This window comes from Klebsiella sp. X13, assembly GCF_003323835.1.
Lineage (GTDB): Bacteria > Pseudomonadota > Gammaproteobacteria > Enterobacterales > Enterobacteriaceae > Klebsiella > Klebsiella ornithinolytica.
Genome location: NZ_CP030874.1, coordinates 2,384,951 through 2,401,578 on the forward strand (window position 1 = coordinate 2,384,951; position 16,628 = coordinate 2,401,578).

The window sequence follows — 16,628 nt, forward strand, 5'->3', positions numbered from 1 at the left end:
ATGCGATGGTCACACTGAGTGGCCCGAAATCAGCGGACCAATGACAAATGAAGTACGAGGAGATAAAAGGCAATGTCTGACATCAGCGTAGAAAGACAGGGCGACATGCGTCTGCCGGTGACCGTTCTGTCCGGTTTTCTGGGCGCCGGGAAAACGACCCTGCTCAACCATATTCTGAACAACAGAGAGGGCAGACGCGTTGCGGTTATCGTCAATGATATGTCGGAGGTCAATATTGATGCCGCTCTGGTCAGGGAAGGGGGCGCCGAACTTTCACGTACCGATGAAAAACTGGTTGAAATGAGTAACGGCTGTATCTGCTGCACGCTGCGGGAAGATCTCCTGCTGGAAGTGAATCGCCTGGCGAAAGAAGGGCGCTTTGATCAGCTGGTTATCGAGTCTACCGGTATTTCTGAACCGCTTCCGGTTGCTGAAACCTTTACCTTTGCCGGCGATGACGGGCAAAGTCTTTCAACCGTGGCGCGTCTTGATACCATGGTGACCGTCGTGGATGCCTTCAATTTTTTGCGTGATTATGACTCTGCAGATAGCCTCCGCTCACGCGGAGAATCACTGGGCGAAGGCGATGAGCGCAGCGTGGTCGATCTGCTCATTGAGCAGATTGAATTCTGCGATGTGCTGGTCCTGAACAAAGTCGATCTGATCGATGACGGGCAACAAGAAAAGCTAACGGCTATTTTGCGCTCTCTGAATCCACGGGCAAAAATAGTTGTTTCGCAGTTTGGTCAGGTAGCACTGGATAAGGTCCTGAATACCGGGCTGTTTGATTTTGATAATGCCGCACAGGCGCCAGGCTGGCTGAAGGAACTGCGCGGCGAACATACCCCGGAAACAGAAGAGTATGGGATTAGCAGCTTTGTTTTTCGCGCCCGCCGGCCTTTCCATCCGGCCCGTTTCTGCCAGGTGATGGCACATGAGCTGGCCGGAGTGGTCAGATCGAAAGGATATTTTTGGTTGGCCAGTCGTCCGGAATTTGCCGGCGCCTGGTCCCAGGCCGGTGGCGTGGCGCGTCAGGAACTGGGGGGAATGTGGTGGGCAAGTGTCCCCAGAGAACGCTGGCCTCAGGATGATGAGTCGCTGAAATTTATCCGGGCAAACTGGATGGATGGTGTGGGCGATGCCCGGCAGGAACTGGTGTTTATCGGAATGAATATGGATGAATCAGCACTACGCGCCAGGCTGGGTTCGGCTCTGCTTACGGACGAAGAAATGGCGGAGGGGCCGGGCGAATGGCGTCACTACTCCGACCCGTTTGCGCCCTGGGTTGCCGCATAAGTCAACACAAGAGACCCGGTAAAAGCCGGCTCTTCATCGCTTCTCTGTGCAATAACGCCGCAGAGACGGCGTGCGTGCGGGAATATTTCGTCAAGGGGGGCTGCTGAGAGGATAAACTGGCCCCAGTCCTGTTTCAGGAATGGCCTGGATAACCGCAAAGGAGAGATGAGCGTGTTACAGCGAGAAATGTGCGAAATTCGCACCGTTCGATAACCTACAGACGGTTGCTGATGTCTGCGGAATAAAGAATGGTGCGTCCGAGTGGACTCGAACCACCGACCCCCACCATGTCAAGGTGGTGCTCTAACCAACTGAGCTACGGACGCATTATGGTGCGTTTAATTGGACTCGAACCAACGACCCCCACCATGTCAAGGTGGTGCTCTAACCAACTGAGCTATAAACGCATTATGGTGCGTTCAATTGGACTCGAACCAACGACCCCCACCATGTCAAGGTGGTGCTCTAACCAACTGAGCTATGAACGCAATGTTGTGGTGACAACGGGGACGCATATTAGCGATCGGATGGGGTTGTGGCAAGAGGCAAACGTCACTTTTCTTTCAGATCTCACGCGATTGCGGAAGTTTTACGCATATTGCTCATATTTTACTGATGCTAAAGGATATTTCTTATCCAGTTGCCCTGGTCTCGCTGCGGCGTCGTGCCTGACGCGGCGCGAAGTAAGGCCTGGCGACGCTGTCGGGAGAGAATGAGTGATTCGTCAGGCGAATGGTGCAAGAGGCGTCGCAGACGCGGGGGCCGGAAAAGAGAGGTTACCTGAAAATAAGGCGAAGGGTAAAAAGTGCGCAGAGGACTAACAGGATCAGAATAAGCTCAAAACGATAGCGCTGCAGCATAGTGGCCTCCTGAAATAAAACCGGCGCTGAAACAGCGCCGGTTTATGATTAACTCAACTTAGCGGAAAAATTAAGCAGCCGGTTGGGCAGCCGGTTTAGCGGCCTGATGCTTAGTGGTTTTGTGATGTTTTTTTGCCGCCTGAGCTTTCTGGGCTACCGGTTTAGCCGCCGCTTTGTGGTGTTTTTTAGCGGCCTGGGCTTTCTGCTCAGCGGCCGGTTTGGCGGCAGCTTTGTGGTGTTTTTTCGCGGCCTGGGCTTTCTGTTCAGCGGCCGGTTTGGCGGCGGCTTTGTGATGTTTTTTCGCGGCCTGGGCTTTCTGCTCAGCGGCCGGTTTGGCGGCAGCTTTGTGGTGTTTTTTAGCGGCCTGGGCTTTCTGCTCAGCGGCCGGTTTGGCAGCGGCTTTGTGATGTTTTTTATGATGAGTGGTTTTGGCAGTGGTGCTGTGAGTTGCAGCCGCCGGAGCCTGAGTGGTGCTTACTGCGTCAGCAGCGAAAGCAGCAGAAGACAGACCCATAGCAGCGGCAACGACCAGAGCTAATACTTTTTTCATTCTGATATCCTCGAAATTATTTCTTCAGTGAACCCCACTGCGGGGCTGTTGAAATCACTATAAGTTTTTCTTTTTCAGGCTTCAGTGAGTGTTTGGTATCGGCGAGTAACGGAATGTACAACGCATAGAGCGGGCGAAAAGCCGGATGCTCCGCTAACGGATTCAGCGTCAGCGGAGGGGGGGTTAGCGACGCGGTGTATCGGACAGCGTCGTGAGCAGCTTCGGGCGGGTCATTCGTACGCAATAGGCAGGCTGGCCGCGTTCAAAACGCCATCCTTCGGACAGAGGTCCGGCGTCTACGGTGTCAAAGCCAAATGCCTCGTACAGCGCGGCGGCGATCGCTTTTCCTTTTTCACTATCGCCTGCCAACGGCAGCGCCCGACGATTTTCCGCGCCCGCGGGCAGTCCATCGCTTTCCAGCTGGGTCATGGGAATCGCGTTAAACGCTTTGGTGACGGTAGCGGCAGGCAGGATTTGGGCGAGCAATTCGCTGGTGGTGGTTTCTCCTGACTCCAGCGCCTCGATCGGGCCGTCACGCTCGGGATAGTAATTCACTGCATCAATGACATGTTTATCCTGAATTCCGCTGACCGGCAGCGAATGGATGGCGCTGAGCGGCACGGCAATGACCACCACCTCGCCAAATTCGGCAGCTTCCTCTGCGCTGCCGACCTGACAGCCAATCATCGGCCCCAGGCTGAAAAGCGTCTGGGGCCCTCGTGAGTTACTCAACATAACGTCGTGACCGGCGGCAAGCGCCAGCTTCGCGACAGACCGGCCAACGAATCCGGCGCCGATAATGCCAATCTTCATTTTCAACTCCTTACGAATGATCTGAGAGTGTTGATAAATTTAATTCCATCCCCGCAGAAGATAAATCGTAAGATAGTGGAATGATAAACAACTCAAATGAGTGAATCATGGACCAGCTCACCAGTATCAGGGTTTTCGTGAAGGCGGCTGAAACGGGGTCGTTTGCCGCCGCTGCCGGACAGCTGCGACTTTCGCCGCAGATGGTCGCCCGACACGTGGCGGCGCTTGAAGCACACCTCGGCACTTCATTAATCGCCCGCACCACGCGGCGACAGACGCTCACCGATATCGGGCGTAGCTATTATGAACGCTGCCGCGTGGTACTGGCGGAGATCGCTGAGGCGGACGCGGTGGCACAGGAGATGAAAGCGACACCTTCAGGCATCATCCGGGTGAATGCGCCGGTCACATTTGGATCGCATGCGCTCGCGGCCTTTATTACCGACTATCTTGCCCGCTATCCTGACGTTCAGGTTGAACTGACGTTGAACGACCGCATTGTCGACCCGATTGAAGAGGAGTTTGAGGTGATCGTGCGCATCGGTGAGCTGGCCGACAGCTCGATGGTGGCGTGGCCTCTGCTGCCATACCGGCTGATTGCCTGCGCGTCACCGGACTATATTTTGCGTCACGGCGAACCGCAGACGCCGACCGATCTTCAACATCATGCGTGTCTGGTTTATGGACATTGGTCGGCGGGCAGCGCCTGCCGGTGGCGATTTGAGAAACAGGGGGAGATGTTCGAGGTCAAACCCTCCGGGCGGTTTCGCGCGAATGACTGGAAGGCGCTGATGAATGCGGCTATCGCCGGGCACGGTATTACCCTCGGGCCGGAAGATGTGTTGAAAACCGAAGTGGAGCGGGGGAGCCTGGTACAGGTTTTAGCCGGATTCTCAGGACCGGCGCGGCCCATGCATATTCTGGTACCGGCCGGACGTCGGCGGACGACGAAAATTAAATGCTTTGTTGACGCATTAAGAGCTGCGATGGGCCCGCGCTGAATCCGTACGACGGTGAGAAGCGGCACCCCGGGAACAGGATGCCGCTGGGCGTTAGCGCGCCGCGCGTTGCAAAATCACGCTGGACGGCTGACGCTGCAGGAAACGCATCCGCAGCATCATCATCACCGCTGCCGAGGTGAGCCCGATAATAAATCCGCACCAGAAACCCGCGGGCCCCATACGCGGAACCAGCGTATCTGTTAAGGCCAGCAGGTAGCCGCTCGGCAGTCCCAGCACCCAGTACGCGGTAAACGTAATAAAGAAGATCGAACGCGTATCTTTATAGCCGCGTAGAATCCCGCTACCAATCACCTGGACGGAGTCGGAGATCTGATATATCGCGGCCAGCAGCATCAGCTGGGAAGCCAGCAGGACCACCTCCGGATTGTCGTTATACAGCAGCGCAATCTGCTTACGCATCAGGATGGTGAAAATCGCCGTGATCACGGCCATGCAGACGCCAACGCCAACCCCGGTTCTGGCAGAAACCTGCGCATCGAGGGTGGAACCCTGCCCAAGACGGAAGCCGACGCGGATGGTGACCGCTGCCGCCAGCGAAAGGGGTAAAACGAACATCAGCGAACTGAAGTTCAGGGCTATCTGATGGCCCGCGACGTCCACAATGCCCAATGGAGAAACCAGCAGCGCAACGACCGCAAACAGAGTGACTTCGAAAAACAGCGCCAGCGCAATCGGCAGTCCCAGCTGCACCAGGCGTTTAAGCACGTTCAAGTCCGGTCCGCTGAAGCCTTCATCGCTACGGATATCGCGCATAGAACGGGCGCGACGTACCCAGGAGATCATGCAGAAGAACATCACCCAGTAAACGGATGCCGTCGCCACGCCGCAGCCGATGCCGCCCAGCTCAGGCATGCCAAAGTGGCCGTAGATAAAGATATAGTTAACGGGAATATTGACCAGCAGGCCGATAAATCCCATCACCATCCCCGGTTTGGTTTTCGCCAGGCCTTCGCACTGGTTACGAGCGACCTGGAAGAAGAGGTAGCCGGGGGCGCCCCACAGCAGCGCGCGCAGGTAGCCTACCGCTTTTTCAGCGAGGGCCGGGTCGATATTGTGCATCGAGCTGATGATGTACCCGGCGTTCCACAGCACGACCATAACCAGCAGCGAAACGAATCCCGCCAGCCAGAACCCCTGACGAACCTGATGGGCAATGCGGTCGCGGCGGCCGGAGCCGTTTAGCTGGGCGATAACCGGCGTCAGCGCCAGCAGCAGACCGTGGCCAAAGAGAATTGCGGGGAGCCAGATAGAGGTCCCAATCGCGACGGCAGCCATATCGGTGGCGCTATAGCCACCCGCCATCACGGTATCGACAAAGCCCATAGAGGTCTGGGCGACCTGTGCCAGGATCACAGGAATGGCCAGGGCTAATAACTGACGCGCTTCAATAAAATACTTCTGCACGTGAACACCTTTATATTGTTGTTATTTTGAGACTAAAAAAGCCGCCGTAATTGGCAGCAAGAAGAAAGAGCTGAGGGGTTTTCCAGTCTATTGTAGCGATGATGCGCCATTAAGCCAGTGAAAAAATGGTAGGGCACGATGCGCGCTGGCAACCTGTTTTGCCAACTGGTATTGTTCCCGACAGGTATAACGGTAATGATACCGTCACGAAAGTCTACAGGAGTAAAGCATGTTTACTGGCATTGTGCAGGGGACCGCTAAAGTGGTGTCCATCGATGAAAAACCCAATTTTCGCACCCATGTGGTGGAGCTGCCTGAGCATATGCTTGCCGGCATCGAGACCGGGGCATCGGTGGCGCACAATGGTTGCTGCCTGACAGTCACCGAAATTGACGGTCCGCGTATCAGTTTTGACCTGATGAAAGAGACGCTGCGTATTACCAACCTCGGCGCGGTAGAGGTGGGGGACGTGGTGAACGTGGAACGAGCGGCAAAATTCAGCGATGAGATCGGCGGTCATCTGATGTCCGGTCATATTATGACCACGGCGGAAATCGTCAAGATCCTGACCTCGGAAAATAACCGCCAGATCTGGTTTAAGGTTCAGGACCCGACGCTGATGAAATATATCCTCTATAAAGGATTCATCGGCGTTGACGGGATCAGCCTGACGGTCGGAGAAGTGACCCCGACGCGTTTTTGCGTGCATTTGATCCCGGAAACGCTGCAGCGCACCACGCTTGGCATTAAAAAACTCGGCGATCGGGTGAATATTGAGATCGACCCGCAAACGCAGGCGGTAGTGGATACCGTGGAACGTGTGCTGGCGGCCAAAGAAGCGGCACAACACCTGAGCGATGAATGATCGGGCGCCGCCGCCGGATGAAGCATAAAAGAAAAGAATATCCCCCGTTTTAACGGGGGATATTTTTAGCGGGCGACGCGAAGGCCGTTTTCAACACCGCGAGAAAAGACCACCTGCCAGAGCTGAATATCGCGCGCGCGAAAAGCCCCCGCGCAGGCGTTCAGATAATAACTAAACATACGTTTAAACCGTTCCGAATAGTTATCGGCGATATCGGGCCAGCTGGCCAGGAAACGTTCGTACCAGGCCATCAGCGTAGTATCGTAATCGGCGCCGATATTGTGCCAGTCTTCCATCACAAAATGGGATTCGCTGGCTTGCGCGATATGACGAACCGAAGGCAGACAACCGTTGGGGAAAATATATTTATTGATCCACGGATCGACGCTGTGGTCCGTTTTTTTGGAGCCAATGGTGTGCAATAAAAAACGGCCGTCAGGTTTCAAATTACGATCCACCACTTCAAAATAGGTGGCGTAATTTTTAGGTCCCACGTGTTCAAACATCCCGACGGAAACAATGCGATCAAAGTGGTCATGCAGATCGCGATAGTCCTGCAGCAAAATGGTGACGTCTAACCCTTCGCATCTTTGCTGGGCCATTTTTTGCTGCTCGGCAGAAATGGTCACGCCGACTACGCTAACGTGATAATTTTTGGCCATATAGTAAGCCAGACCACCCCAGCCGCAGCCAATGTCCAGCACCCGCATCCCCGGTTCCAGCTGCAGCTTGCGACAAATAAGATCTAATTTTGCCACCTGCGCCTCTTCCAGCGATTGCGCCTCTTTCCAGTAGGCGCAGGAATATTGCATATAGGGGTCGAGCATACGGCTGAAAAGATCGTTGCCGAGGTCGTAATGTTCTTTTCCGACAATCCAGGAGCGCTTTTTACTTTGTAGATTAAACAGGCGAGCACCTGCGATGCGCAACGTATCTTTGAGATGATGCGGGAGCTGATTTTCCAGCCCGGCGCGCAGTACTTTATGGAAGAATATATCCAGCCGTTCACAATCCCACCAGCCGTCCATATAGCTTTCGCCTAACCCCAGCGAGCCTTCCTGTAAAACGCGTTTAAAAAAGAGCGGATTGTTAATCCGCAGATCGGAGGGGGCGGGGCCATTGACCTCAATGCCCGCGCGACCGAGCAATTCGGTTGCAATTCGGTACCAGTCGTCGTTTGGTACGCTTACTTCTTCTATACACGATGAACTCATAGCTTCTCCATCACGCCCAAGTGATCAGAACCTTAAAACAGCGTAGACGCTTTTTTGGCTTTGTGAGAAATCTCACGGAATATCCGTGAAGCTGCTATCCGACGTAGAACAGAGGAAGGGCGATAACCCTTGCCGAAAGGCCTTCCATGGTGAAACGGGACGCATCCTGCTGCCGTTAATCGTAAAAAATATTTTATTTATGTGAAGCCGGTTCAGTATAGGCCGCTGAAATCCGGCTTTCAATAAAAATATATTAGCAGGCTAATTACTGAGCCTTAACATCGCCGAAACGCGTTTATGCATGCGACGATTCGGTAGTCAGGCAGGCGCTGTGACGCTGCATAAAATAACCCAGCCCGGCCAGCACGATCGAGACCAGCATCACGCTGGTGGTGGTGAGCAGCGGTGTGGCAATCAGCGCGGAGACCAGCAGACTGGTCAGGAAGCACAGACCAAGCTGCAGCGTATTCTGCAGCGCGGCGGCACGGCCGGTCGCCTGCGGGAACGGCTTCAGCGCCTGGGCGACAACAATCGGGTAAATCCCGCCATTGACAACGGCCATCACGCAGAAGGGAATCATCACCGCAATGATTGAGACATCTTCAACCCGACCAACCATCCAGGTTGCAGCCACGCTGACGGCGAAAATCACCAGCAGCCAGGGCAGCAGCTGTTGGCCCTGCCATTTCTGCAGCGCCGCGCGGCATCCATAGCCACCGACTAAAAAGGCGATTGTCTGCGGAACATAGCTAAGACCGATAGCGGTCGGGCTGTAGCCCATCTCATGGAGAATAAACGGCGACCCGGTCAACCAGGCAAAAAAGCTGGCGGAGCAGGCGGCGTAAATCAGCACGTTGCCGCTGTATTCGCGCGAACGCAGCAGCGTCATAAAGGTCAACTTCTCGCGGACATCACCCTGCGGCCTGACGACCGGCTTCAGGCGTAGGGCGGGTACCATCAGCAGCAGGGCGATGGCAAACAGGGTGGCAAAAATGGCCTGCCATTCCAGATGGGCTAGCAGCCAGCTGCCGAGCAACGGCGCCAGAGCCGGCGATAGACCCACCAGCGGCATGATGGTGGCGAAAATACGGTTAGTGCGCTGGGCTGGATAATAATCCGTGACCATCGCCTGCCAGGTCACCGCCGCCGCGCAGACGCCGATCGCCTGAATAAAGCGCAGCACCAGCATCAGGGTGGCATCCCGCACCCACAGCATTCCCAGACAGCTGATAGCGAAGATCGCCAGCCCGGTCAGCAGAATCGGTTTACGTCCGTAGCGGTCCGAGAGCGGGCCCCAGAACAGCTGTCCGATGGCGAAGCCGGCGAGGAACAGGCTCAGACTGGCGCTGACCGACGCCGCAGACGTATTGAGATCTTGCTGGATGGCCGAAAAGGCCGGCAGATACATGTCGGTGGCGAGGAAACCCAGCACGCTGAGTCCCGCCAGCCACACTAAAAATCCTTTCCCGGGTTGTTGCATAACATTCTCTTATAGGTGCAGGTATGATGCCGCAGAGTGTAGGGAGTGCATTCTGGCTTGTGAAACGCTAATATTTGCTACATGCATTCAAAATTTTTGCAGGCAGAATATGTGGTCCGAATACTCACTCGAAGTTGTTGATGCTGTCGCCCGCAACGGCAGCTTTAGCGCAGCGGCTCAGGAGCTGCACCGCGTACCTTCGGCGGTCAGTTATACCGTACGTCAGCTGGAGGAGTGGCTGGCAGTACCGCTTTTTGAACGCCGCCATCGCGATGTCGAATTGACCCCCGCCGGGCTCTGGTTTTTACAGGAAGGACGATCTGTTATCAAAAAAATGCAGATCACTCGCCAGCAGTGTCAGCAGATAGCCAACGGCTGGCGCGGCCAGCTGTCGATAGCCGTAGACGACATTGTTAAACCGGCCCGTATGCGTCAGATGATTGTCGATTTTTATCGTCACTTTCCCGATGTCGAGCTGATTGTTTTTCAGGAGGTCTTCAACGGCGTCTGGGACGCGCTGGCCGACGGGCGCGTGGAACTGGCTATCGGGGCAACGCGTTCGATTCCGGTCGGGGGGCGCTACGCCTTTCGCGATATGGGGATGCTGAGCTGGCATTGCGTAGTGGCCAGCCATCACCCGCTGGCGCAGATGAACGGGCCACTGAGCGATGATGTGTTGCGCAACTGGCCGTCGCTGGTCCGGGAGGACACTTCCCGTTCGTTACCGAAACGCACGACCTGGCTACTGGACAACCAGAAAAGGGTGGTGGTGCCGGACTGGGAATCATCAGCTACCTGCCTCTCGGCGGGATTGTGCGTAGGGATGGTGCCGAGCCATTTTGCTCGCCCCTGGATTGACCGCGGTGAATGGACCGCGCTGGCGCTGGAAAACCCGTTCCCGGACGCCGCGTGCTGCCTGACCTGGCAGCAGAGCGACACGTCACCGGCGCTGTCGTGGCTGTTGGATTATCTGGGGGACAGCGAAACGTTGAACCGGGAGTGGCTGCGGGCGCCGGAGTAACCGGCGCCGCACGGGCGATCAGCGACGATAATCGACGAACGGGCCGTCTACGACGGAGCGACGCTCTACCAGCCGCGGGTGAACCTCAATAGATTGCGACTCTTCACGCTTGTTGACGATACGATCCATCAGCATATTGAAGGCCGCTTCCCCCAGCGAATCTTTCGGCTGGTGGATGGTGGTCAGCGCCGGGCTGAAATAGCGGGCGTTACGCACGTTATCATACCCGATCAGCGAAATGTCCTGCGGCACGCGCAGTCCCATCTCATCCGCAGCACAGATTGCGCCCATCGCCATGATGTCGCCGCCGCAGAAGACCGCCGTCGGGCGATGCTGCTGGCTGAGGATCTGCTGCATGGCGCGGTAGCCGGATTCAGGCTCGAAGTCGCCCTGAACAATCCAGCTTTCCGGAACGGCGATCTGCGCTTCTTCCATGGCTTTCATAAAGCCCGCCAGGCGGCCGGCGCCGGTATTACGCTCCAGCGGACCCGGGATCACGCCGATTTCACGGTGGCCGCGTTCCACCAGATAGCGACCGGCCATATAGCCGCCTTCGAAGGCGTTATCGATGACCGAATCGGTGAAGTCGGCTTTGGATTCACCCCAGTCCATTACCACCATCGGAATATGGCGGTACTCTTCCAGCATGCTGAGCACCGATTCCGGATATTCAGAACACATAACCAGCAGGCCGTCGACGCGCTTTTGCGCCATCATCGACAGGTAGGCCTGCTGTTTTTCGAGATCGTTCCACGCATTGCCCAGAATCAGGGTATAGCCTTTCTGGAAACAGCTCTTTTCTACGGCTTCAATAATCTCAGCGAAATAGGCCGCTTCGCTGCTGGTGGCCAGCAGGCCAATCGATTTGGTGTGATTAACCTTCAGGCTGCGAGCAACGGCACTGGGGGAGTAGTGCAGCTCTTTGATCGCCGCCCACACGGCGTTGCGGGTTTCTTCCGCCACGAAACGGGTTTTGTTAATTACATGTGACACTGTTGTAGTGGAAACGTTTGCGCGCTTCGCTACATCTTTAATTGTTGCCATTACTTCTCACTCCAGACCTTGACCTGATCGTCTGATTATCGATACGTAAACGTTTGCCTATACACACCCTGAATACAATTTTCAACATTGCATCACGTCGGGAAAACGACACAGAACGACAGGAAGGGGTCAATGGCCGATACGCTTTCAAATTAGCGTGGGATTTTGTCCGATCTTGCGGCAAAGGGGAAGAGCAAAAATGTGCATCACCCTAAAACATGGAAGATTTTTGCGCTATATTGTGCAAAAATGAGCAAGCTCACTTTTCATGTGGGGATAACTGGGGGGAAAAATTGATGGATACAGATTTAAAGTTTTCGCTGACGACAACGATTATTGTCCTGGGTCTCATCGTGGCCGCCGGCCTGACAGCGGTGCTGCACTGATTTATCCGGGGGAGAGGCCTCTTTCCCCCGACATCCCGCCATTATTATCAATTTCGCAAAAATCTTTTGCCATTTCGTTTACTTTTGTTTTTTTGTGATTGATGTCATGCTTTTGACTTCTGATGAGATACCGTCGCCGATGGCGGTCTGCTGGAGTCATTGAATGAAAATCAACTTTCCCTTGTTAGCGCTGGCGATAGGCGCGTTTGGTATTGGCACCACGGAGTTTTCCCCGATGGGGCTGCTGCCGGTAATTGCCAAAGGCGTCGACGTGTCAATTCCGGCGGCGGGAATGCTGATCAGCGCTTATGCGATCGGCGTGATGGTCGGGGCGCCGCTGATGACTTTGCTGCTCTCTCATCGCGCGCGCAGAAATGCGCTGATTTTTCTGATGGCGATCTTTACGCTGGGTAACGTCCTCTCCTCAATGGCGCCGGATTACACCACGCTGCTGATTTCGCGCATTATCACCAGCCTTAACCACGGCGCTTTCTTCGGCCTCGGTTCGGTGGTGGCGGCGAGCGTGGTGCCAAAACACAAACAGGCCAGTGCGGTGGCGACCATGTTCATGGGGTTAACCATCGCTAACATTGGCGGCGTTCCGGCGGCGACATGGCTTGGCGAGACCATCGGCTGGCGGATGTCGTTCCTCGCGACGGCAGGTCTGGGGCTGGTGGCGATGGTCAGCCTGTGGTTTTCGTTGCCCAAAGGCAGCGCTGGCGAGCGTCCGAACGTAAAGCAGGAGCTCTCCGTGCTGGTTCGTCCGCAGGTGCTCTCCGCATTGCTGACCACCGTGCTGGGGGCCGGCGCGATGTTTACCCTCTATACCTATATTTCACCGGTGCTGCACACCATTACGCACGCCTCGCCGCTGTTCGTCACCGCCATGCTGGTGTTGATTGGCGTCGGCTTTTCGCTGGGTAACTACCTCGGCGGTAAATTCGCCGACCGTTCCGTCTCCGGGACGCTGAAGGGGTTTCTGCTGCTGCTGATGGTCATCATGCTGGCGATTCCGCTGCTGGCGCAGACGCAGCTGGGGGCTGCAATCAGTATGGTGGTCTGGGGGGCGGCGACCTTCGCCGTGGTTCCACCGCTGCAAATGCGGGTGATGCGGGTGGCTCATGAAGCGCCGGGGCTCTCTTCGTCGGTCAACATCGGGGCCTTTAACCTCGGCAATGCGCTGGGGGCGGCAGCCGGTGGCGCGGTGATTTCCGGCGGACTGGGCTATGCCTTTGTGCCGGTGATGGGGGCGATAATTGCCGGTGTGGCGCTGCTGCTGGTGCTGTTCGGCGGGCGTTCGCAGCCGGAAGAGGCGTTGGTCGGACAGTAGTCGGTGTATTCGCAGAAGGGTTTCCCCTTCTGCGTTAGCGTTTTAGGCCGCCAGGTTGGCCGCCACAAACTTCCAGTTTACCAGCGCCCAGAAGTGCGCCAGATAGTCAGGACGGGCGTTGCGGTAGTCGATGTAATAGGCATGTTCCCAGACATCCACGGTCAGCAGCGGTTTGGCGTCGCCGGTCAGCGGCGTGCCAGCGTTGCTGGTGGAGACAATGCTCAGGCTGCCATCGCTATTTTTAACCAGCCATGTCCAGCCTGCACCAAAGTTCTTCGCTGCCGCGTCGGTAAACTTCGCTTTGAACTCTGCGAAGCTGCCGAAGGATTGATTGATGGCGGCTGCCAGCTCACCTTCCGGCTCGCCGCCCGCATTCGGCGCGAGGCAGTTCCAGTAGAAAGTATGGTTCCAGACCTGGGCCGCATTGTTAAAGATGCCGCCTTCAGAAGAGCGGACGATCGCTTCTAAAGATTGACCTTCAAACTCGGTGCCTTTGATCAGGTTGTTGAGGTTGGTGACATAGGCCTGGTGATGTTTGCCGTAGTGGTATTCCAGGGTTTCTGCGGAAATGTGCGGCGCCAGGGCGTCTTTTGCATACGGTAATGCAGGTAATTCAAACGACATTGTTACTCTCCTTATAACTTCTTGTTTTCTAGCTCACATTCAAAGGATGTTTGACCATCCACAACAGCATGTACTGTCCCTCGCCGGGGCGAGTGCAACAGGTTTTTATTGTGATCGGAATGCTAACACTTGCAGAAGGGAGTTAAAAGCCTTGCAATGATAAAGGGTATATTTAACAAATGTACCTGGTTAAGCCTTCGCCGGAGCGCAAGGCAGCGCATTTCAGCAGAGCCGGTTGATCGCTGTTGCTGTTGAAATATAAAGTGATTACTGAAAAATCCATTTTGCAGAGGTCTGTTTTGTCTAACATAGTCTATCGCCAGGCGATCCTGGCCGACGTCGAACGCTGTTTTGAAATTGAAACGAGCGCGTATGAAGGGGATGAGGCGGCTACCCGTGAAAAGATTGCCACCCGAATCCAGCAGTACCCGGAAGGATTTCTTTGCATGGAACGGCAAGGAGAGGTTATTGGCTTTATTAACTCAGGGTGCGCGTGGGAAGTCGTTATGTCGGATGAAGCCTTCAAGGAGCTGGTCGGGCACGATCCCCGCGCGCCGAATGTAGTGATTATGTCTGTAGTCATTGCGCCTGAACACCAGGGAAAAGGGTATTCGACCGCCCTGATGGAGCGATTTATCCGGCAGATGGCACAGGCGCAGAAGAGCGCCATTCACCTGATGTGCAAAGACCGACACGTGGCCCTGTATGAGCGGTTTGGTTTTCGCTACGAGCGGCCTTCGGCCTCGGATCATGGCGGGATGTCCTGGCATGAGATGAGCATGGCGTTATAGCCGGGGAATTGACCTGCCGCAGGTGCGGCAGGTCAGGTTCAGCGAATGGTTTTGGGGGTCATCACCCGGCGTGCGCCGACATAGTGGCGAATCCAGTAATCTTCGCTTAATGAGGTGATCTGAATATCGCGGCCGGTACGCGGCGACTGAATAAACTTGCCGTTGCCAACGTAAACGCCGACGTGATCGGCGGTGCCGCGCCCACGGGTGCGGAAGAAGACCAGATCGCCGCTCTGCAGCTCGCCGCGATCGACCGGACGGGCATCGCGCAGGTGATACATCTCATTGGCGGTGCGCGGAATGCGGATTTTTACCAGATCCTTATAGGCGTAGTAGACCAGCCCACTGCAGTCAAAACCAGTACGCGGCGAGGTTCCGCCCCAGCGATACGGTTTGCCAATCTGATCCATTAACTTCGACATCGCGGTGCTTTGCGCTTTCTGCACGCGGGCTTTGTGCGCATCCGCCAGAGTCAGCGGCGGTTCTTCCGCGATTGTTTTACAACGTTTTTTATAGCCTTTACGGACGACGCATTTGCTCTGCATGCTGGCCATGACCGGAGCCGGTTCGGCGGCCGGCGCGATCGTTTTCGCACACTGCTTTTTATACCCTTTACGCAAAACGCATTTTTTGCTGCCGGCGGCCTGACGGTTCAGCGCCGTCTGGCTGGATGCGGTGGTGCGAGTGGGGTGTCTGGTGCGGGTGGCCGTTGAGGCTTTCTTGCTGGCGGTTTTGGTTGTGGACTTCGTTTTCTGAGCGGTGGCTTTTTTCTTACGTTCTGTTGTGCCTTTCGCCGCGTGCGCTTTTGGCGTGGCGGAGGTGTGCGTATGCCCTGAAGCATGCGCCAGTGGTGTAAATGAGATAGATGTAAACAGTAATGCACAGAGCGAAATCGCGATTTTGTTTAGCCGCGCCACTGAGCAATCCCCTGATTAATGACAGATATGTACCCATACCTGACGGTGAATGACAAAACCCAACGATTCTAAAGCATAAAAACCCGGAAAGTTAATACTCTTTTGTATCTAAAGTGTATATGAAAATTTTCCTTTTTTAATCAATGCATTATAAAGGTCAATTCAAAATCATTCAAACCAAATTCATTACCCGACCTCAATCCTGTTCCACTCCCGCCCCTGTCATCACGATATTTTGCTGTCATGATACCTGACTCATGCCTACCGTGGACGCGTTCAGTTTTGGTGTATTTACCATTTTTTCCGCTTTTTTCTCGGTGATTCTCTGCGTCCTGGCGCATCGTTCCCCAGCACACCGTTTACCAGATACGTACACTGCGCCCCTGCATAAGGATTCATACCCATTGCATCGCCTGCATGACGAACGCCATACAATCGGCTGATTTAACCGGTACGTCCGGTTGCCTGATTCTGGCAAGCCTGCATGGCTGCCAAAGCAAAAGCCCGGAGGCACGATGGATGGCGGACATTACCGTACCACCCGCACTGTTCGCCCGTCTGACCGCGAGAAGTGGATAGAAGTAACAGAGATTGCGCCGGCAGTCTGTGCAGCTTGCGAAAGTAAGGGAATGACAAGTGCAAGATGCCGCTGCGGCAGTAAAGGCGAAGGCCGGGGCGTAAAGCAACCAAAGACCGCGGCGCCGCAGTTTTCAAAACATGTGAACGTTGCTCTGGCAGTGGCATCTCTACTGTATCGTCTGCTACGGTATAACATGCCCGCTCCTGGACCGTTGGTGGATACGCTGTCCAAAGGTGAACAGCATGCGTCTACAGTATTCGGGAAGGCAACGACTTAGCGATATGATCGGAATAATCAGAGATACCTTTTGGGGCTGTGTTGCTGACTTTGCATAACATCGTCCTGATGCTTTGCATTATGCAATTTTGCGTCGACACGAAATGAAAAATAGAAACTCTGCCTTGTCGGAGTTTTACAGCTTTTTGTGAAAC

General features: G+C 55.2%; 16 protein-coding genes, 3 tRNA genes and 2 pseudogenes. 8 read left to right on the forward strand and 13 right to left on the reverse strand.

What is annotated here, in order from left to right; translation table 11 throughout:
- Window positions 1–72: 72 nt before the first annotated feature.
- Entirely contained in the window at window positions 73–1,296 is a 1,224-nt protein-coding gene (gene zigA, locus DSD31_RS11330; protein ID WP_004862767.1) for a zinc metallochaperone GTPase ZigA, read from the forward strand.
- A gap of 249 nt (window positions 1,297–1,545) precedes the next feature.
- Here the strand turns inward: zigA and DSD31_RS11335 are convergent.
- The 6 genes from DSD31_RS11335 to DSD31_RS11355 all read right to left on the reverse strand — a co-directional run bounded on the left by DSD31_RS11335 (window position 1,546) and on the right by DSD31_RS11355 (window position 3,519).
- Window positions 1,546–1,622: transfer RNA gene (locus DSD31_RS11335), tRNA-Val, on the reverse strand.
- Window positions 1,623–1,626: 4 nt separating this feature from the next.
- Window positions 1,627–1,703: transfer RNA gene (locus DSD31_RS11340), tRNA-Val, on the reverse strand.
- A 4-nt stretch (window positions 1,704–1,707) separates the two neighbouring features.
- Window positions 1,708–1,784: transfer RNA gene (locus DSD31_RS11345), tRNA-Val, on the reverse strand.
- A 288-nt stretch (window positions 1,785–2,072) separates the two neighbouring features.
- Complete coding sequence (ydgU, locus tag DSD31_RS26690) at window positions 2,073–2,156, reverse strand: small membrane protein YdgU (RefSeq protein ID WP_099130681.1); 84 nt, start codon at window positions 2,154–2,156, stop codon at window positions 2,073–2,075.
- A gap of 70 nt (window positions 2,157–2,226) precedes the next feature.
- Window positions 2,227–2,706 (reverse strand): acid resistance repetitive basic protein Asr, encoded by a 480-nt coding sequence (gene asr / locus DSD31_RS11350; RefSeq protein WP_113991048.1) that lies wholly within the window; start codon window positions 2,704–2,706, stop codon window positions 2,227–2,229.
- Window positions 2,707–2,889: 183 nt separating this feature from the next.
- Window positions 2,890–3,519: an NADPH-dependent F420 reductase gene (locus DSD31_RS11355; protein ID WP_113991049.1), complete on the reverse strand. Its 630-nt coding sequence runs from the start codon at window positions 3,517–3,519 to the stop codon at window positions 2,890–2,892.
- A 107-nt stretch (window positions 3,520–3,626) separates the two neighbouring features.
- Here DSD31_RS11355 and DSD31_RS11360 point away from each other — a divergent pair, with 107 nt between their 5' ends.
- Window positions 3,627–4,520, forward strand: a complete 894-nt coding sequence (locus tag DSD31_RS11360) for a LysR family transcriptional regulator (RefSeq protein WP_113991050.1) — start codon at window positions 3,627–3,629, stop codon at window positions 4,518–4,520.
- 51 nt (window positions 4,521–4,571) lie between these two features.
- Here the strand turns inward: DSD31_RS11360 and mdtK are convergent, their stop codons facing one another.
- Window positions 4,572–5,945, reverse strand: coding sequence for an MdtK family multidrug efflux MATE transporter (gene mdtK / locus DSD31_RS11365; protein WP_004862752.1), 1,374 nt, complete (start codon window positions 5,943–5,945; stop codon window positions 4,572–4,574).
- Between the two features lie 229 nt (window positions 5,946–6,174).
- Between mdtK and DSD31_RS11370 the strand changes: the two genes are divergently transcribed.
- Window positions 6,175–6,810, forward strand: coding sequence for a riboflavin synthase (locus tag DSD31_RS11370; protein ID WP_004862750.1), 636 nt, complete (start codon window positions 6,175–6,177; stop codon window positions 6,808–6,810).
- 65 nt (window positions 6,811–6,875) lie between these two features.
- Here DSD31_RS11370 and cfa read toward each other — a convergent pair whose 3' ends face one another.
- Together cfa and punC are read right to left on the reverse strand one after the other, a co-directional pair.
- Window positions 6,876–8,024 carry a cyclopropane fatty acyl phospholipid synthase gene (gene cfa / locus DSD31_RS11375; RefSeq protein ID WP_004862748.1) on the reverse strand — a complete coding sequence of 383 codons (1,149 nt, stop codon included), beginning with the start codon at window positions 8,022–8,024 and terminating at the stop codon, window positions 6,876–6,878.
- A 295-nt stretch (window positions 8,025–8,319) separates the two neighbouring features.
- On the reverse strand, window positions 8,320–9,504 hold the full coding sequence (gene punC, locus DSD31_RS11380; protein ID WP_004862745.1) for a purine nucleoside transporter PunC: 1,185 nt from the start codon (window positions 9,502–9,504) through the stop codon (window positions 8,320–8,322).
- A gap of 109 nt (window positions 9,505–9,613) precedes the next feature.
- Here punC and punR point away from each other — a divergent pair, with 109 nt between their 5' ends.
- Window positions 9,614–10,525 (forward strand): DNA-binding transcriptional activator PunR, encoded by a 912-nt coding sequence (gene punR, locus DSD31_RS11385; protein WP_004862743.1) that lies wholly within the window; start codon window positions 9,614–9,616, stop codon window positions 10,523–10,525.
- Between the two features lie 18 nt (window positions 10,526–10,543).
- Here the strand turns inward: punR and purR are convergent, their stop codons facing one another.
- Window positions 10,544–11,569, reverse strand: coding sequence for an HTH-type transcriptional repressor PurR (gene purR / locus DSD31_RS11390; protein ID WP_004862740.1), 1,026 nt, complete (start codon window positions 11,567–11,569; stop codon window positions 10,544–10,546).
- A gap of 296 nt (window positions 11,570–11,865) precedes the next feature.
- Here purR and cydH point away from each other — a divergent pair, with 296 nt between their 5' ends.
- Window positions 11,866–11,955: a cytochrome bd-I oxidase subunit CydH gene (gene cydH / locus DSD31_RS11395; protein ID WP_004862736.1), complete on the forward strand. Its 90-nt coding sequence runs from the start codon at window positions 11,866–11,868 to the stop codon at window positions 11,953–11,955.
- A gap of 163 nt (window positions 11,956–12,118) precedes the next feature.
- Entirely contained in the window at window positions 12,119–13,285 is a 1,167-nt protein-coding gene (locus tag DSD31_RS11400; RefSeq protein WP_004862733.1) for an MFS transporter, read from the forward strand.
- A 42-nt stretch (window positions 13,286–13,327) separates the two neighbouring features.
- Here the strand turns inward: DSD31_RS11400 and sodB are convergent, their stop codons facing one another.
- On the reverse strand, window positions 13,328–13,909 hold the full coding sequence (gene sodB / locus DSD31_RS11405) for a superoxide dismutase [Fe] (RefSeq protein WP_015584196.1): 582 nt from the start codon (window positions 13,907–13,909) through the stop codon (window positions 13,328–13,330).
- 299 nt (window positions 13,910–14,208) lie between these two features.
- Here sodB and DSD31_RS11410 point away from each other — a divergent pair, with 299 nt between their 5' ends.
- A complete protein-coding gene (locus tag DSD31_RS11410) occupies window positions 14,209–14,700 on the forward strand; it encodes a GNAT family N-acetyltransferase (protein WP_113991391.1) in 492 nt (163 codons plus the stop codon).
- A 38-nt stretch (window positions 14,701–14,738) separates the two neighbouring features.
- Here the strand turns inward: DSD31_RS11410 and DSD31_RS11415 are convergent, their stop codons facing one another.
- Together DSD31_RS11415 and DSD31_RS26615 are read right to left on the reverse strand one after the other, a co-directional pair.
- A complete protein-coding gene (locus DSD31_RS11415; protein WP_071359519.1) occupies window positions 14,739–15,617 on the reverse strand; it encodes a C40 family peptidase in 879 nt (292 codons plus the stop codon).
- Window positions 15,618–15,880: 263 nt separating this feature from the next.
- Window positions 15,881–16,063 (reverse strand): annotated as a pseudogene (locus tag DSD31_RS26615) (recombinase RecT); the annotation flags it as partial.
- Between the two features lie 141 nt (window positions 16,064–16,204).
- Between DSD31_RS26615 and DSD31_RS26425 the strand changes: the two are divergent.
- Window positions 16,205–16,474 (forward strand): annotated as a pseudogene (locus DSD31_RS26425) (antitermination protein Q); the annotation flags it as partial.
- Between the last annotated feature and the right edge of the window lie 154 nt (window positions 16,475–16,628).

Excerpts from the sequence above, each read along its gene's own strand:
- ydgU (WP_099130681.1), bottom strand. The coding sequence starts at position 2,156 with ATGCTGCAGCGCTATCGTTTTGAGCTTATTCTGATCCTGTTAGTCCTC.
- cydH (WP_004862736.1), top strand. The coding sequence starts at position 11,866 with ATGGATACAGATTTAAAGTTTTCGCTGACGACAACGATTATTGTCCTG.
- zigA (WP_004862767.1), top strand. The coding sequence starts at position 73 with ATGTCTGACATCAGCGTAGAAAGACAGGGCGACATGCGTCTGCCGGTG.
- purR (WP_004862740.1), bottom strand. The coding sequence starts at position 11,569 with ATGGCAACAATTAAAGATGTAGCGAAGCGCGCAAACGTTTCCACTACA.
- DSD31_RS11355 (WP_113991049.1), bottom strand. The coding sequence starts at position 3,519 with ATGAAGATTGGCATTATCGGCGCCGGATTCGTTGGCCGGTCTGTCGCG.
- cfa (WP_004862748.1), bottom strand. The coding sequence starts at position 8,024 with ATGAGTTCATCGTGTATAGAAGAAGTAAGCGTACCAAACGACGACTGG.
- asr (WP_113991048.1), bottom strand. The coding sequence starts at position 2,706 with ATGAAAAAAGTATTAGCTCTGGTCGTTGCCGCTGCTATGGGTCTGTCT.
- DSD31_RS11370 (WP_004862750.1), top strand. The coding sequence starts at position 6,175 with ATGTTTACTGGCATTGTGCAGGGGACCGCTAAAGTGGTGTCCATCGAT.
- sodB (WP_015584196.1), bottom strand. The coding sequence starts at position 13,909 with ATGTCGTTTGAATTACCTGCATTACCGTATGCAAAAGACGCCCTGGCG.
- punR (WP_004862743.1), top strand. The coding sequence starts at position 9,614 with ATGTGGTCCGAATACTCACTCGAAGTTGTTGATGCTGTCGCCCGCAAC.
- DSD31_RS11360 (WP_113991050.1), top strand. The coding sequence starts at position 3,627 with ATGGACCAGCTCACCAGTATCAGGGTTTTCGTGAAGGCGGCTGAAACG.
- punC (WP_004862745.1), bottom strand. The coding sequence starts at position 9,504 with ATGCAACAACCCGGGAAAGGATTTTTAGTGTGGCTGGCGGGACTCAGC.
- DSD31_RS11400 (WP_004862733.1), top strand. The coding sequence starts at position 12,119 with ATGAAAATCAACTTTCCCTTGTTAGCGCTGGCGATAGGCGCGTTTGGT.